This is a genomic window from Kineosporia sp. A_224, from assembly GCF_002198655.1.
In the GTDB taxonomy this organism is placed as follows: domain Bacteria; phylum Actinomycetota; class Actinomycetes; order Actinomycetales; family Kineosporiaceae; genus R-H-3.
In genome coordinates this window covers 1-14,593 of sequence record NZ_MWLN01000060.1, presented here as the reverse complement: position 1 = coordinate 14,593, position 14,593 = coordinate 1, and the positions used below count along the sequence as shown (strand labels likewise).

Sequence of the window (14,593 nt, the reverse complement as noted above, 5' to 3'; positions counted from 1 at the left end):
ACCCCCCACACCCCCGCACGGGTCGGTCGTCCCGCCGCCCGTGCCCATCGACCGTGCGAGCAGGAAGGTCCGGACATGACAGCGAGCCGCCAGCGGGCGGTCGTCGTGGGCGCCGGCCGCGCCGGGACGGCCGCCGTCGAGCAGCTGCGGGCCGCAGGGTTCGACGGCGAGGTCGTGGTCCTCCACGACGAGACGACACCGCCCTACGACCGGACGGCGTGCGCCAAGGGCGTCCTGTCCGGCAAGCAGCGGCCGGCCGACGTGGCCCTGCCGATGGACCCGCGGCTCGACGTGACGTGGCGGCTCGGCCGCCGCGCCGCGGCGCTCGACCCGTGGGCGAAGGTGCTGACGACCGACGAGGGCGAGGAGCTCGGCTACGACGGGCTCGTCGTCGCGACCGGTGCCGCGCCCGTCGTCCCGCCCGGGTGGCCGGTCGGGCAGCCGGGCTTCCACGTCCTCTACACCCTCGCGGACGCCTGGCGGCTGCGCGGCGAGCTGCGGACGGCGTCCGTGGTCGCCGTCGTCGGCGGCGGGCTCACCGGGTGCGAGGTCGCGTCGTTCGTGTGCTCGAGCGGCCGGACGTGCGTCCTCGTCGACCCGTCGGACCGGGTGCTCGGCCGCCCGCTCGGGCCGATGGCGGGGGCGCTCGTCACCGACGAGCTCGCCCGGCAGCGGGTCGACCTGCGGCTCGGGCGGCGCGTGCGGCGCGTCGAGCCGGTCCGCCGGGGCTGGCTGCTGCTGCTGGACGACGGCACCGAGGTCGTCGCGGACGCCGTCGTCGCGACCGTCGGCGAGCGTCCCGACACGAGCTGGCTGGACGGTGTCCCCGGCCTGGACACGAGCGACGGCCTCCTGTGCGACGAGCGGCTGCGCGTCGTGGGCGCACCGGACGTCGTCGCCGCCGGCACGGTGGCCCGCTGGCCGAACCTTCAGTACTCGCCCCGGCCCGTCCGGCTCGGGCAGTGGATCACGGCGTGGGAGCACGGCCGGGCGGCCGCGGCGACCCTGCTCGGCGGGGAGCCGCCGGGCGGTGCGGTGACGCACGTGCCGCGGTTCTGGTCCGAGCAGTTCGGGCTGCGGATCCAGGTGATCGGCATGCTGCCGTCGGACGGCGAGGTGCGGGTGACGTACCTGCGGCCCGGGCGCCGCGACGTCGCCCGCGGCGGCGTCCTCATCAGCCACTACGGCAGCACCGGCCTCGAAGGGGTCGTGGCGGTCAACGCCACCCGGGCGTTCACCTCCATGGCCCGCGGCCTGCTCGCGACGTCCGGCGCGGCGATCCATGCCGTCGCCGAGATCCAGGCACCGACCCACGCACCGATCCACGCAGGGATCCAGACACCGATCGAGGTACCGCGGCTGGCGGCCGTCGGCTGACGCGAGAGGCCCGGCCGCGGGACGACGAGGTCCCGCGGGCCGGGCCGAAGGAACCGGAGGCATGTCGGCGATGGCCCGACTGCTCGTGATCCACCAAGACATCGACGCCCGTGCGTCGCTCATCCACCGGCTCACGGACGCCGGTCACACGGTCCGCAGCGTGCCGCGGGTCCGGGAGGCCCTCGACGAGCTCGTCTCGAACCCGCCGGACGTCGTCGTCATCGGCTTCGACGCGACCGACGAGGAGAGCGTCGAGGCCCTCGAGGCCGTCCGCCGGGTCACGTCCGCGGCGGTGCTCGCGGTGACCGGGCGCGGCGACGAGGCCGGCGCGACCCGGCTGCTGCGCGGCGGTGCGGACAGCGTGCTGCCCCGGCCCTGGGCGGCACCGCTGCTGCTGGCCCGGGTCCGCGCGCTGCTGCGCCGGACGAGGACCGTGCCCGCTCCGGACGCCGTCGTCGTCGGCGGGCTGCGGGTCGAGCCCCGGCGCCGGGTCGCCGTCGTCGACGGCCGCCCGCTCTGCCTGACCCCGCGCGAGTTCGAGCTGCTGCTCTACCTCGCGCGCCGGCCGCGGCAGGTCGTCGCCCGGCGGACGATCCTCGCCGAGGTCTGGGAGAGCGCGTACGTCGACCCGCAGACGGTCGACGTGCACCTCTCGTGCCTGCGGCGCAAGCTCGGGGAGTCGGCGTCCCGCCCGCGGTACCTCTGGACGGTGCGGGGGGTCGGCGTCCGGCTCGAGCCCCCGGAGGACGACGCGCTCGCCCTGGGGACGTCGTGACAGTGCCGTCGGGCGGCCCGGTCCTCGCGACCCCGGCCGCCGGGGTCGGCGTGGGCCCGGGCGCCGTGCCCGGTGCGTGGACCCAGGGGACCGCCGTCGTCGACGCGCTCCGGGCACTGCGGCCCGAGCACCGGCAGGTCCTCGCCGACACCTGGCTGCGCGGCCGCGGTGTCGTCGAGGCCGCGGCGACGGCCGGCGTCCCCGCGGCGGTGCTCACCCAGCGGCTGCACGAGGCGCTGCGCGCACTGGCCGCCGGGCAGGGCGGACGACGCGACTGGGCCGCCGGGGCGCACGTCGGGGTCGGGGCGTACCTGCTCCGGCTGCTCGACGCCGACGCAGAGCGGGTCTTCAGCGAGCACATGACGTCGTGCCCGGGGTGCCGCGCCGAGCTCACCGGGCTGGCTCCCGTCGTCGTCATGCTCACGCGCGCCAGGACGCAGGCCGACCGGGCCCGGAACGGGCCGCGGGCCGCCCGCGCGATGGCGCCCGGCCGGGACGTCACACCGCCTGTCGGCTTCCCGCGGCCGGACGGCGTCGCGGCCGGGCGCGGCCCGGCGGCCGGTCCGGCGGCCGGCGGACCAGCGCTCGGCACGGCCCCGGTGCGTCCGCGTGCCGTCCTCGTCGACGTCCCGCCCGGTGCTGCTGCCGGGGAGCAGACACGGCGCACGGTGCGGGCCGGGGTCCGGGCCCGCCGGGCCGGCCGCCCGCGGCTGCTCCTGCCGCTCGCGGCGACCGTCGCGCTGCTCGCGGCCGGCGGTGTCGTCGGGGCCGACGAGCTCGGGCTCGCCCCGGCACCGGTCGTCGTGCCGCGGGCCGGGGCGTCGGACAGCGCGCCGGGCCCGTCGGACGGCCCGTCGGACGGACCGTCCGACGCGCCGTCGGACGGGGCCTCGGACGGGAGGGCGGGAGCCGCCGTCCGGCGGGCCGACGCCGCCGACCCGCGGACCGGGGTGGCGGCCGAGGTCGAGGTCGCGTCCGCGCCCCCGGGCACGCCGGGCTCCCGGGTCTCGCTGTCGCTGACGGGCCTGACGGGGCCGCGGTCGTGCCGGCTCGTCGCCCTGCGCGGCGACGACGCGACACAGGTGCTCGCGACCTGGCAGGTGCCGGCGTCCGGGTTCGGGACGTCCCGGCAGCCGGACCCCTTCACGCTCGCGGTCACGGCGGCGGTCCCGGTCGCGGACCTCACCGGGCTGCGGGTCGAGTCGGTCGACGCGGCGGGGGGCGTCAGCGTGCTGGTCCGGGTCCGGCTCTGAGCGGGTCGCCGGCGGCCTGTCACCGCCGGACGGCAGGATCGGACCGTGACCGCTGCGCAGCCTGCCGTGCCGCCGCGGCTCGTCCTGCTCAACGGGCTGCCGGGCAGCGGGAAGTCGACGCTCGCCCGGCGCTGGGCCGCGGAGCACCCGCCGGCGGTCGTCGTCGACGTGGACGTCGTCCGCGCGGGTCTCGACCACCCCGACCCGGCGGACATGGCCGCGGGCCTGCTCGCCCGCGAGGTCGCCGTCGAGCAGGCCCGGGGGCTGCTGCGGGCGGGCCGCGACGTCCTCGTGCCGCAGTTCCTCGCCCGGACGCCGTTCCTGGAGACCCTGGCCGCGCTCGCGGCGGCCACCGGCGCGCGGTTCGTCGAGGTGTGCCTCGACGTCGCCCTGCCCGTCGCCGCCGCCCGGCTCGCCGTCCGCGCCGGTCTCGCCGAACGGCCCGAGCACGCGCTCGCCGCCGAGCTGCTCGCCCGGGCCGGCGGCCCGCAGGCGTTGCTGGACAAGCACTCCCGGATGCTGGACGTCGTCCGGTCGCGGCCCGGCACGCACGTCGTCCGGACCGTCGACGGCGACCCGGACGCCGGGTACGCGCGGCTCGTCGCCCTGCTGGCACGGTGAGCGCCCGCGCCCGGGCCGGGACACATCGGCAGGCGCTTTCCGGCCGATCCCGGCGTAACCTCGAAGGAGGGCGACGGGGCCTTCGGTGACCCCTCCGCTCCCGGGGAGGTCCGATGAACCTTCGGCACCGCGTCGTCCTGCTCCGCGCCCATCTCGTCGTCGCCCGCGCCGAACGCCGCTGGCACCGCGAGGTCGCTCGCGACCTCGGCGGCTGCACGACGCAGCGCGACCGCAACGACCTGCTCGCGGCCCTCGACCGCTACCCGGACGCCGAGACCCGGGTGTACCGGGAGATCCTCACCCGGCAGGCGTCGCCGGCTCGCTGGCCCGCGACCGGCCGCAACCTCGCCGATCCCCGCACCTGACCCGGCTACCGGGAGACGTCCGGCCCGAGCCGCTCGAGGACCGCGCCGATGCGCTCGGCGAGGGCGTCCCGCTCGGCCTCCGTGACGTGCCCGGCCGGGTCCCCGCCGTGGTAGCCGAACACGTGCGGACCCCTGAGGTCGTCGGGGAGGTCGGCCGCCCGCGGCACGACGTGGAAGTGCAGGTGTGCGAACCCCTCTGCCTCGGAGAACTGCATGACGTACGTCTTGACGCAGCCGACCGTCTCCCGGAGCGCGATCGACAGCGTCCGCAGCAGCCCCCCGAGCTCGGCGGCCTCGTCCGCCGTGAGATCCGCGATCGTCGTCACGTGCCGTTCGGGGACGACGACGAGCCAGCCGGGCAGCGACGTCTGGAAGTCGTGGACGGCGCGCCAGCGCGGCGTGCGCACGATGCGCTGCCAGCGGGGCAGCGCCGCCGCGGCGGTGCGGATGCAGACGTAGCAGCCGGGGTCGAGCGCCCGGTCGGCGGTCCTCGGAGAGGTCGGGGCGTCGTCGGTCATCCGTGAAGTCTCGTGCACCGGCCCTGACCGTGCCGGTGCGCGTGGGCTTCGCACTGCCCTCACCAGCGAGCCAGAACACCGCCGGCGATAGATGCAGGGATCGATGTGCAGGTTCCGGGGTGATGACCCCACGGATCGCACATCGATGTCTCCATCGATCGTGCCCGAGAACGTCGGCCACCAGGGTCCGCCGCGCAAGGCCCGGTCGGCCACCATGAGGACGTCGCGCGGTCCGCTTGTTGCTCGGCGGCGGTCCGGTGGTGGAAGGTGCCCTCGGCGCCCGCCTGGCGCGCCGCTTCGGAGGACGTGCGATGGGGTACGAGGTTCACATCACGCGCAAGGCGTTCTGGTGGGACGAGCAGGGGCCGGAGATCACCCGGACGGAGTGGGAGGCCTGCGTCGCGGCCGACCCGGAGCTGCGGCTCGACGGCTTCGCGGAGGCCACCTCCACGACCGGCGCCGTGGTGCGGATCGCGGATCCCGGGATCGCGGTGTGGACCGCGCACCCGGACGTCGAGGTGCAGGGCTGCTGGATCCGACGGCAGGGGTCGGGGAACGTCGTGGTGAACAACCCCGACGAGCTGTTCCTGCGGAAGATGTGGGTGATCGCCCAGGCTCTGGGCGCTCGCGTGATCGGTGACGACCACGAGACCTACGGCGCGGACGGGCAGCCCGACGGCGGATCCGCCGAGCCGCCGGAGAACGCGTACGACCTCGACGGGGCCGCGGTCGACGCGGGATCGACCCGTCAGGAGAGCGGGCGGCTCTCGCTGTGGCAACGGCTCCTCGGGCGTCGGTGACGACGAGTGCAGCGTGTTCGTGAGGGCGGTCCGAGGTGCGCATGAGCCAGGGAGAGACGCTGCACGAGCTGGCCCTTGCCGCGGTACGCCGCCTCGAGCCGGGCGCCACCGCCCAGGCACTCGCCGTCCTCGGGTCCGGGTTGGACCACACGGCCTTCCGGCACGGCGCCCTCGTCGTCCGGGTCGGGACGGTCCCGGCATGGGAGCCGGCGCTGCTCGTGCTGCTGCGCGAGCGGCTCGGCTGGCCGGTGCCCGTGCCGCGGCACGTCGAGGAGGGCGCCGTGGTGCTGGACCACCTCCCCGGCGAGCCGCTGCTCGGCCGGCGCCCGCCGGCCGGTCTCGCGGCCCGGCTCGCCGCCCTGCTCACGGACCTGCACGGCGCGGACGGCGGGCTGCGCGAGGAGCTCGAGGTGCTGCTGCCCGACGACGACGCCGAGCCGGAGGAGTGGCTCGACGGCCTCGACGGCCCGGCGGACCTGCTCGCCGTCGTGCGGGGCGACGTCCCGCAGCCGGCTCCGGTGCGGGTGCCCGCGCACAACGACCTCGGGGCGGAGCACCTGCTCGTCGAGGGCGGCCGGCTGACCGGTGTCCTCGACTGGTCCGACGCCGCGCTCGCCGACCCTGCCGTCGACGTGGCCCGACTCCTGCGGGACCTCGGGCCGGAATTCGTCGCCGGGCTCATGGCGCGGTACCGGGGACCGATCGACCCGGGGTTCGACGAGCGCGTGCTGTTCTACGCGCGGTGCGCGGCGCTGGAGGATCTCGCGTTCGGTGCGGAGACCGGCCGGCAGGAGTACGTCGACAACGCTCTGCGGGCGGTGGGGTGGTTGTTCCCGGAATGACCGGGCGACAGGACTTCTGGCACGTCCATCGGAGCGAACAGGTGTCAGCTGCGGGCAGCAAGCGTCCCTGCGGACCCTGAACGCGCGCGCAGCTGCGGCAGATCAGGGCGCTCAGCGGGGCGCCTGACATGATCGCGGCGTGGACGAGGTGGCCGCCAGTTCCGCGCCGGTGAGGCCGTTCTCGCCCGGCGACGTGGCAGCGCACCGTGACGTCTTGCGTGGTCGGGTCTGGACTGCCACGGCCTACCGGGGTGATCGCCGACACCGGTGGCGACCTGATCCTGGGACGCTGGCCGGGTGCCCAGCTGCTGGCGCCGACCACGTGGATCGACTGGCGGCGCACCGCCGACGCCGACGTCCGCAAGGCAGGCCCTGCCCAACCTTGCGCGCGGGCGATGGGACCTGGCCGCGTGGACCTGGACCCGCACCACACTCGTCACCCAACTCCGGGCCGGGACTTCTTTCAGCGTCAACCGCTACGTCGAGCCCGGGCAGCCGTCCACGCCCTGGTGCCTCGTGGCGACCTCCGCCCGACTGGACGCCCCCCGCCCTTCCGTCCACGACGACACTGCTGTCCGAGCCCGACCATTCCTGGTGACAGGCATGCAACGGGCAGGGCAGACGTCCGAGTACGCGCTCGAAGATCAAGTCGTTCCGCGGCAGGTCGTGCTCGTGGCTGAGCTTCATGACGTGGTGTTCGACTGTGGGCATCCGGCGTCGCTGGCGCGCTTCTGGGCCGCCGCGCTCGACGGTTTCGACGTGGCCCCGTACGACGAGGCCGAACTGACCCGGCTGCGTGAGAACGGCATCTTCGACCCCGAGGACGACCCCACCGTGCTCGTGGAGGCGCCCAGCGTCAGGCCGCGGCTCTTCTTCCAGCTCGTTCCCGAGTCCAAGACGGTCAAGAACCGCGTGCACCTTGATCTGCGCTGTCACGCGCTGAGTGCCGAGGCCGAGCGTTTGCAGGCGCTGGGCGCCACGATCGCCGCCGAGTTCGAGGGACATCTCGTTCTGTTGGACCCCGAGGGGAACGAGTTCTGTCTGATGGCCCACAGTAATGCGTAGTGGGCACACCGACCCCGGTCAATCCTTCGGTGGAGAGGACCAGCGATGGCGATGTGCCGTCTGACCTGGCCTGATGTGATGAAGCGGGTGACGGGATCCGTCGCCGGACCCGACTGCTCGTTCCTCGCAGTCGGGTCCGCTCCTCCCGTTACCCCGGCTCTGCAACGAGCGGGTGACGAGCGGGTGACGGGAATCGAACCCGCATGACCAGCTTGGAAGGCTGGGGCTCTGCCATTGAGCTACACCCGCGCGGTGGTCGGCAGCGGGGCGGAATCCGTGCCCGACGTCGACCTCGCACGTCGTAGCCTAATGCCTGCCACCCGCTGGTCGGGTGGCCGAACGGTTCCCGGCGGTGCCCCCGGCCGTCGTCCTGGGCAGACGCCACGGGCGGTGCCCGGGGGAGTGCGCCGGGGAGCCACGGGGTATGGCGCAGCTTGGTAGCGCGTCCGCTTTGGGAGCGGAAGGCCGCCGGTTCGAATCCGGCTACCCCGACCAGCAGGTATGACAGTGCGTGACCGGCCCGAAGGGCTGGCCGTGCCACATCTCGTGCAACATCCTCGCGTCGACCACGGTCCACACAGGTCAGGTCTTCCGCGGCAGGGAGTGCTGTCGCCGAGCTCGGCGAGGCCCGAGAGCGTTGCCACGGTCTCCTTGTCTTGACCTCTCGCTCCGCTCCGGGCCGGCGCGTGCCGCAGATCACCCCTCGGGGTCGGGGACCCACCCCAGTTCCAGAACACGCGCCCGCATCTCGGCGAGTGCTTGGTCGCTGACGGGGCTCATGTCACTGGCGACCAGGTACGTGTCGTTCAAGCAGTCGCTGTAGTCGACGCCGAGCAATGCCCCGGCCAGTGACGCCAAGCCGCGAAACGAGTAGCTCCCCTGGATCGCTGCCAAGAACCCCAGGTACTGCTCCCGGTCCATCGGAAGCAGGCGCTCGAACCGCTGGACGTCCGCCGCCAGCCACGCCTCAATCGGTGCGTCACCGCCGTTCAGCGCGCCCCACCTCCGCCGCCACTCGTCCGGACCGCGCGAGACGTCCAGCCCGTTCACGTCGAGGAAGCGCGAAGCCGATCACCCTAGTCTCGCGCCTCAGCTGCCGGTACCACTGCCGGACTCCCCGACGACCCCCCTCACTCACAGCCGGTGCCGGGAAGGCGCGCCGCACCTGTGTGGGGTCGGGTCCTCGAGCCGGATGGGGGTCGCCCGGGTCACGCGCGCCACGCCCCGATCCAACCCTGGGCTAACGGCCAGGTCAGATCGTGTCACTCAGGCGACTCTGCCGCACCAGCGCGCGGAGCCTGGCTATCTCGGCCAGCAGCTCGGGCACGGCGGTGCGGGCCGCAGCGATGAACGCGGCGTTCTCGTCCCAGCGTTCGTCCGCGATGTCGACGTAGCGCGGCTGCTGCACCAAGGTCGCTGCCACGATCGCTGAGTGGTCGAACCCTGGACAGCGCTCCGCCTGTCCGGTGTCCTCGGCCGTGCCCACCGCGACGAGGTTCATGGCCCACTCGTCATCGAGGAGCCGAACGCGCCAGGGGCCGGGTGTCGCTCGATCGGCCAGCGCCGCGAGACTGGCGAGGTACGCATCGGCCAACGGCCGAGTGCCTGCGCCCGACAGGTCATCCTCGCTGGGATCTCGCTCCGACTCCACGGCGCCATCCTGCCCAACCGAGCCGGCCGCGGCGGGCACGCCTGCCACGCGCGACGAGATCCGGTACGGGACCGGAAGGTCGCCTCATGCCCTCGATCCGGCCCCGGAGCGCCACTCCACCGCCGGCCAGATCGCACTCGCGCCGTGCTCCACGGCCATGCTGCTCTGGCTCGGGTGGGTGCTGGCCAGGAGGATCAGGTCCGAGCGGACACCTCGCGAGCAGGACGAGTAGGACAGGAGCCACCATGCCGCTGCGCACGAGAACCACCTGGTTCGGGGTCGTCCTCGACTCCACCGACGCCCGGGCCCTGGCCCGGTTCTACGCCGACCTCCTCGGCTGGCAGATCTTCAACGAGAGCGACACGTGGGTCGACCTCGCCCCGTCCGAGGACGCCGGCTACAACTTCGCCTTCGCGACGGACCCGCTCTACGTCCCGCCGGTCTGGCCGACGGTCGAGGGCCGCCCGCAGATGTCGATGCACCTCGACCTCGAGGTCGACGACCTCGCCGAGGGCGTCGCGTACGCCCTCTCCGTCGGCGCCCGGCTCGCCGAGTTCCAGCCGCAGGACGACGTCCGCGTGCTGCTCGACCCGGCCGGTCACCCGTTCTGCCTCTACATCGACAGGCCGAACGACTACATCGACAGGCCGGACGACTCCGCCGCCTCCTCCACCGCCGACGCCTGATTCGGACGCCCGCACGCAGACGGCTACGATGACGGGCGGCGCCGTCGCCGTCCGGCGATGCGCACGCGTTCCGAGCGCGCGGTGCCTGACCCACGCCATCCATCCGCAGGAGAAGCCCGCAGTGAAGAGCGCCGTCGAGACCCTCAACCCGACCCGGGTGAAGCTCACCGTCGAGGTGCCGTTCGACGAGCTCAAGCCGAGCCTCGACGCGGCCTACAAGTCCATCGCGAGCCAGGTGAACATCCCCGGCTTCCGCAAGGGCAAGGTCCCGCCGCGCATCATCGACCAGCGGATCGGCAAGGGCGCGGTCCTCGAGGAGGCCGTCAACGACGCCCTCCCGAAGTTCTACGCCCAGGCGGTCGAGGAGAGCGACGTCCGCCCGCTCGGGCAGCCGACCGTCGACGTCACCGACGTCCCGGACCCGACCGCCGGCGGCGACCTCAAGTTCACCGCCGAGGTCGACGTCCGCCCGCAGATCGACCTGCCCGAGCTCGAGGGCATCGTCGTGACCGTCGACGACATCGAGGTCAGCGACGAGGACGTCGACACGCGCGTCGAGAGCCTGCGCGAGCGGTTCGGCACCCTGACGACCGTCGAGCGCGCCGTCGGCGAGAACGACTTCGTCTCCATCGACATCACCGCGTCGATCGACGGCGAGGAGATCGACGCCGCGAACAACGTCTCCTACCAGCTCGGCAGCGGCACCATGCTCGAGGGCATGGACGACGCCCTCGCCGGCCTGCAGGCGGGGGAGACGACGACGTTCGTCTCCAAGCTCGCCGGCGGCGACCGCGCCGGCCAGGACGCGACGATCACGCTGACCGTCCAGGCCGTCAAGGAGCGCCAGCTCCCGGACCTCGACGACGACTTCGCCCAGCTCGCGAGCGAGTTCGACACCCTCGCCGAGCTCCGCGACGACCTGCGCGAGAAGACGGCCGAGAGCAAGAAGTTCGAGCAGGGCCTGCAGGCCCGCGAGCGGCTCCTCGACCACCTCTCGGAGAGCGTCGAGGTCGCCGTCCCGGACGGCGTCGTCACCGAGGAGGTCAACCGCCACCTCGAGAACGAGGGGCGCCTCGAGGACGACGAGCACCGCGCCGAGGTCGAGGAGGAGACCCGCAAGGGCGTCCGCATGCAGCTCCTGCTCGACGCGATCGCCGAGAAGGTCCAGGTCCAGGTCGGGCAGAACGACCTGCTCCAGTACCTCGTGTCGTCCGCGCAGCAGTACGGCATGGACCCGAACGAGTTCATCCGCATGGTCGACCAGTCGGGCCAGATCCCGGCGATGGTCGGCGAGGTCGCCCGCCGCAAGGCACTCGCCGCCGTCCTCGAGAAGGCCGTCGTGAACGACGCCTCCGGCAACGTCGTCGACCTCCAGGCGCTCTTCGCGCAGGAGGACGAGGGCGACGACGGCATCCAGCTCATCTCCCCGGAGGACGCGCAGGCCGAGGCCGGCGCCGAGGAGGCCGCCCCGGCCGCCGCGCCGTCCGCCGCGGACCCGACGGCGATCACCGTCTCCGACATCGGCGGCTTCGAGCCCGCCGAGGAGCCGAAGAGCTGACCACGGCACCACCCGCACCACCTGTCCCGTCCGTCGCGCCGTCCGGAGCACCAGCCGGACGGCGCGACGACCTTTGTTCGCGCACGGCGCAGCCGTTCGGCGGGCTCGCGTGCGCCGACAGCGAACATCGGTCGGGCCGGGAGCAAGACCTGCCGTAGTGGGCGTTAGGGTCGCTCGTAACGACGCCCCGCGCGTCGGCCGTCAGAGCCCGTGTGACACGCTCTGTCGACCGCCGCGACCAGCGTCACCGAAGACGTCGTCATCGCCGTCCGAGATCACCGGGAGTGCCATCGTGAGCCAGCTGATCGTGCCGGGGACGCCTTCCTCCGGCGAGCTCGCCGAGGGTCCGACCGCCCGCGGCCCGCAGCCCGGGATGGGTCTGGACGACCACATCTACAACCGGCTCCTCCGCGACCGGATCCTGTTCCTGGGGTCCGAGGTCCGCGACGAGAACGCCAACGCCATCTGCGCGCAGCTGCTGCTGCTCGCGGCGGAGGACCCCACCAAGGACATCTACCTCTACATCAACTCGCCCGGTGGCTCGGTCACGGCCGGCATGGCCATCTACGACACGATGCAGTTCGTCCAGCCGGACGTCGCGACGGTCGCCATGGGTCTGGCCGCGTCGATGGGGCAGTTCCTGCTCTCCGCCGGTGCCAAGGGCAAGCGCTACGCCCTGCCGCACGCGCGGGTCATGATGCACCAGCCGCTCGGCGGCATCAGCGGCACGGCGAGTGACATCAAGATCCAGGCCGAGCTGATCCTCCACATGAAGCGCCAGATGGCCGAGCTCATCGCCGAGCAGACCGGCCAGACGCCCGAGACGATCGCCCGTGACTCCGACCGCGACCGCTGGTTCACCGCGGAGCAGGCGCTCGAGTACGGCCTCGTCGACCACGTCGTCCGCTCGGCCGGTCAGGTCAGCGGCGGCGGCGGCACGACGGCGTCCTGACGCCCGACCAGCCCGCTGCGCGAGCCCTCGCGGGTGCCGCGCCGACCCGCAGTCACCAGACTCGTCCCCGGAGGACAGACATGAACGTGAACCCGCTCCGCGGCGGCCAGCAGATGCCGCAGATGCCCAGCAGCCGGTACATCCTGCCGAACTTCGAAGAGCGCACCGCCTACGGCTTCAAGCGGATGGACCCGTACACCAAGCTCTTCGAGGACCGCATCATCTTCCTCGGCGTCCAGGTCGACGACGCGTCGGCGGACGACATCATGGCCCAGCTCATCGTCCTGGAGAGCCAGGACCCGGAGCGGGACATCATCATGTACATCAACTCGCCGGGCGGTTCCTTCACGGCCCTCACGGCGATCTACGACACGATGCAGTACGTCAAGCCCGACATCTCCACGGTCTGCCTCGGGCAGGCCGCGTCGGCCGCCGCGGTCCTGCTCGGCGCCGGGGCCAAGGGCAAGCGCCTGGCCCTGCCGAACGCCCGCGTCCTCATCCACCAGCCGGCGATGTCCGGCGGTGACTACGGCCAGGCGAGTGACATCGAGATCCAGGCCAACGAGGTCCAGCGCATGCGTGGTTGGCTCGAGGAGACGCTGGCCATGCACTGCGGGCGGGACGTCGAGACGGTGCGAACCGACATCGAGCGGGACAAGATCCTCACTGCTGCTCAGGCGGTGGAGTACGGTCTCGTGGACGTCGTGCTCGGGAGCCGGAAGACGGACACCCCCGCGTACGGCACCGAGAACTGACACGCCGATCCGTCAGGGTCATCCGCTGACAGGGGGGCCCGGGTGGCGTTCAATGGATACGGGGCCGTTCCACGCACGAGACGCCGCCCGTATCTCGCGACACACCCGGCCCCCAGGAGGAAGGACACCTCGTGGCACGCATCGGTGACGGCCCCGATCTGCTGAAGTGCTCGTTCTGCGGCAAGAGCCAGAAGCAGGTCAAGAAGCTCATCGCCGGGCCGGGCGTCTACATCTGCGACGAGTGCATCGACCTCTGCAACGAGATCATCGAAGAGGAGCTCGCCGAGGCGAGCGAGCTGGGCCTGGTCGAGCTTCCCAAGCCCAAGGAGATCTTCGAGTTCCTCGAGCAGTACGTGGTCGGTCAGGAGTCGGCGAAGAAGAGCCTCGCCGTCGCGGTCTACAACCACTACAAGCGCATCCAGGCCGGCGAGCCGGCGCGCCGTGGTGAGGACCCGGTCGAGATCTCGAAGTCGAACATCCTGCTCATCGGCCCGACGGGCTGCGGCAAGACGTACCTCGCGCAGACGCTCGCCAAGATGCTCAACGTCCCCTTCGCGATCGCGGACGCCACCGCGCTCACCGAGGCCGGCTACGTCGGCGAGGACGTCGAGAACATCCTGCTCAAGCTCATCCAGGCCGCGGACTACGACGTCAAGAAGGCCGAGACGGGCATCATCTACATCGACGAGGTCGACAAGATCGCCCGCAAGAGCGAGAACCCGTCGATCACGCGCGACGTCTCCGGCGAGGGTGTCCAGCAGGCGCTGCTGAAGATCCTCGAGGGGACGACGGCGTCGGTGCCCCCGCAGGGCGGCCGCAAGCACCCGCACCAGGAGTTCATCCAGATCGACACGACGAACGTGCTGTTCATCGTGGGCGGGGCCTTCGCCGGCCTCGAGCAGATCATCCAGTCCCGGGTGGGCAAGCGCGGCATCGGCTTCGGCGCGACGCTGCACAGCCCGCGCGCGGACGCGGACTCCTACGGCGACGTCATGCCCGAGGACCTGCTGAAGTTCGGGCTCATCCCCGAGTTCATCGGTCGGCTCCCGGTTATCACCACGGTGACGAACCTGGACCGCGAGGCCCTCGTCTCGATCCTCACCGCGCCGAAGAACGCCCTGGTCAAGCAGTACCAGCGGATGTTCGAGATCGACGGCGTCGAGCTCGAGTTCACCGACGACGCGCTCGAGGCGGTCGCCGACCAGGCGATCCTGCGGGGCACCGGCGCCCGCGGCCTGCGCGCGATCATGGAGGAGGTCCTCCTCCCCGTGATGTTCGACGTCCCGAGCCGGGACGACGTCGCGCGCGTCGTCGTCAGCCGCGAGGTCGTGCTCAACAACGTGAACCCGACGCTCGTCCCGCGCGAGGCCCCGAC

16 protein-coding genes and 2 tRNA genes are annotated in these 14,593 nt (G+C 72.8%); 14 read left to right on the top strand and 4 right to left on the bottom strand.

Annotation, left to right across the window (positions count from 1 at the left end; all coding sequences use genetic code 11):
• The first annotated feature begins 75 nt into the window (after positions 1 to 75).
• The 5 genes from EDJALFJO_RS04985 to EDJALFJO_RS04965 all read left to right on the top strand — a co-directional run bounded on the left by EDJALFJO_RS04985 (position 76) and on the right by EDJALFJO_RS04965 (position 4,391).
• The gene (locus EDJALFJO_RS04985; protein WP_088282809.1) at positions 76 to 1,377 is read left to right on the top strand and encodes an NAD(P)/FAD-dependent oxidoreductase; all 1,302 of its coding nucleotides are present in this window, start codon (positions 76 to 78) and stop codon (positions 1,375 to 1,377) included.
• Positions 1,378 to 1,438: 61 nt separating this feature from the next.
• The gene (locus tag EDJALFJO_RS04980; RefSeq protein ID WP_233149684.1) at positions 1,439 to 2,152 is read left to right on the top strand and encodes a response regulator transcription factor; all 714 of its coding nucleotides are present in this window, start codon (positions 1,439 to 1,441) and stop codon (positions 2,150 to 2,152) included.
• On the top strand, positions 2,149 to 3,405 hold the full coding sequence (locus EDJALFJO_RS04975; protein ID WP_143448299.1) for a hypothetical protein: 1,257 nt from the start codon (positions 2,149 to 2,151) through the stop codon (positions 3,403 to 3,405). Before EDJALFJO_RS04980 ends, EDJALFJO_RS04975 begins: the two co-directional genes overlap by 4 nt.
• Positions 3,406 to 3,450: 45 nt before the next feature.
• Positions 3,451 to 4,026, top strand: coding sequence for an AAA family ATPase (locus EDJALFJO_RS04970; protein WP_198950014.1), 576 nt, complete (start codon positions 3,451 to 3,453; stop codon positions 4,024 to 4,026).
• 113 nt (positions 4,027 to 4,139) lie between these two features.
• On the top strand, positions 4,140 to 4,391 hold the full coding sequence (locus tag EDJALFJO_RS04965; protein WP_088282805.1) for a hypothetical protein: 252 nt from the start codon (positions 4,140 to 4,142) through the stop codon (positions 4,389 to 4,391).
• A gap of 5 nt (positions 4,392 to 4,396) precedes the next feature.
• Here the strand turns inward: EDJALFJO_RS04965 and EDJALFJO_RS04960 are convergent, their stop codons facing one another.
• The gene (locus EDJALFJO_RS04960) at positions 4,397 to 4,909 is read right to left on the bottom strand and encodes an HIT family protein (RefSeq protein WP_088282803.1); all 513 of its coding nucleotides are present in this window, start codon (positions 4,907 to 4,909) and stop codon (positions 4,397 to 4,399) included.
• Positions 4,910 to 5,220: 311 nt separating this feature from the next.
• Here EDJALFJO_RS04960 and EDJALFJO_RS04955 point away from each other — a divergent pair, with 311 nt between their 5' ends.
• The 3 genes from EDJALFJO_RS04955 (at position 5,221) to EDJALFJO_RS04945 (ending at position 7,616) form a co-directional block, all read left to right on the top strand.
• Entirely contained in the window at positions 5,221 to 5,709 is a 489-nt protein-coding gene (locus EDJALFJO_RS04955) for a hypothetical protein (protein ID WP_198950013.1), read from the top strand.
• Between the two features lie 41 nt (positions 5,710 to 5,750).
• Positions 5,751 to 6,551 (top strand): phosphotransferase, encoded by an 801-nt coding sequence (locus EDJALFJO_RS04950; RefSeq protein ID WP_088282817.1) that lies wholly within the window; start codon positions 5,751 to 5,753, stop codon positions 6,549 to 6,551.
• 672 nt (positions 6,552 to 7,223) lie between these two features.
• A complete protein-coding gene (locus tag EDJALFJO_RS04945) occupies positions 7,224 to 7,616 on the top strand; it encodes a VOC family protein (RefSeq protein WP_088282815.1) in 393 nt (130 codons plus the stop codon).
• 178 nt (positions 7,617 to 7,794) lie between these two features.
• On the opposite strand, the gene EDJALFJO_RS04940 is transcribed toward EDJALFJO_RS04945, so the two are convergent.
• Positions 7,795 to 7,865 (bottom strand) — tRNA-Gly (locus EDJALFJO_RS04940).
• Between the two features lie 169 nt (positions 7,866 to 8,034).
• Here EDJALFJO_RS04940 and EDJALFJO_RS04935 point away from each other — a divergent pair.
• Positions 8,035 to 8,111: transfer RNA gene (locus EDJALFJO_RS04935), tRNA-Pro, on the top strand.
• 201 nt (positions 8,112 to 8,312) lie between these two features.
• Here EDJALFJO_RS04935 and EDJALFJO_RS04930 read toward each other — a convergent pair.
• Entirely contained in the window at positions 8,313 to 8,666 is a 354-nt protein-coding gene (locus tag EDJALFJO_RS04930; RefSeq protein WP_088282801.1) for a hypothetical protein, read from the bottom strand.
• 202 nt (positions 8,667 to 8,868) lie between these two features.
• On the bottom strand, positions 8,869 to 9,210 hold the full coding sequence (locus tag EDJALFJO_RS04925) for a hypothetical protein (RefSeq protein ID WP_088282813.1): 342 nt from the start codon (positions 9,208 to 9,210) through the stop codon (positions 8,869 to 8,871).
• Positions 9,211 to 9,512: 302 nt separating this feature from the next.
• Between EDJALFJO_RS04925 and EDJALFJO_RS04920 the strand changes: the two genes are divergently transcribed.
• From EDJALFJO_RS04920 to clpX, 5 genes are all read left to right on the top strand, one after another.
• Positions 9,513 to 9,953 carry a VOC family protein gene (locus tag EDJALFJO_RS04920; protein ID WP_088282799.1) on the top strand — a complete coding sequence of 147 codons (441 nt, stop codon included), beginning with the start codon at positions 9,513 to 9,515 and terminating at the stop codon, positions 9,951 to 9,953.
• 121 nt (positions 9,954 to 10,074) lie between these two features.
• Entirely contained in the window at positions 10,075 to 11,511 is a 1,437-nt protein-coding gene (tig, locus tag EDJALFJO_RS04915; protein WP_088282797.1) for a trigger factor, read from the top strand.
• A 373-nt stretch (positions 11,512 to 11,884) separates the two neighbouring features.
• Complete coding sequence (locus tag EDJALFJO_RS04910; RefSeq protein WP_088282811.1) at positions 11,885 to 12,463, top strand: ATP-dependent Clp protease proteolytic subunit; 579 nt, start codon at positions 11,885 to 11,887, stop codon at positions 12,461 to 12,463.
• An 80-nt stretch (positions 12,464 to 12,543) separates the two neighbouring features.
• Complete coding sequence (locus EDJALFJO_RS04905) at positions 12,544 to 13,218, top strand: ATP-dependent Clp protease proteolytic subunit (protein WP_088282795.1); 675 nt, start codon at positions 12,544 to 12,546, stop codon at positions 13,216 to 13,218.
• A 131-nt stretch (positions 13,219 to 13,349) separates the two neighbouring features.
• Positions 13,350 to 14,593: ATP-dependent Clp protease ATP-binding subunit ClpX (clpX, locus tag EDJALFJO_RS04900; protein ID WP_143448298.1), on the top strand; the 1,244-nt coding region annotated here is incomplete at its 3' end.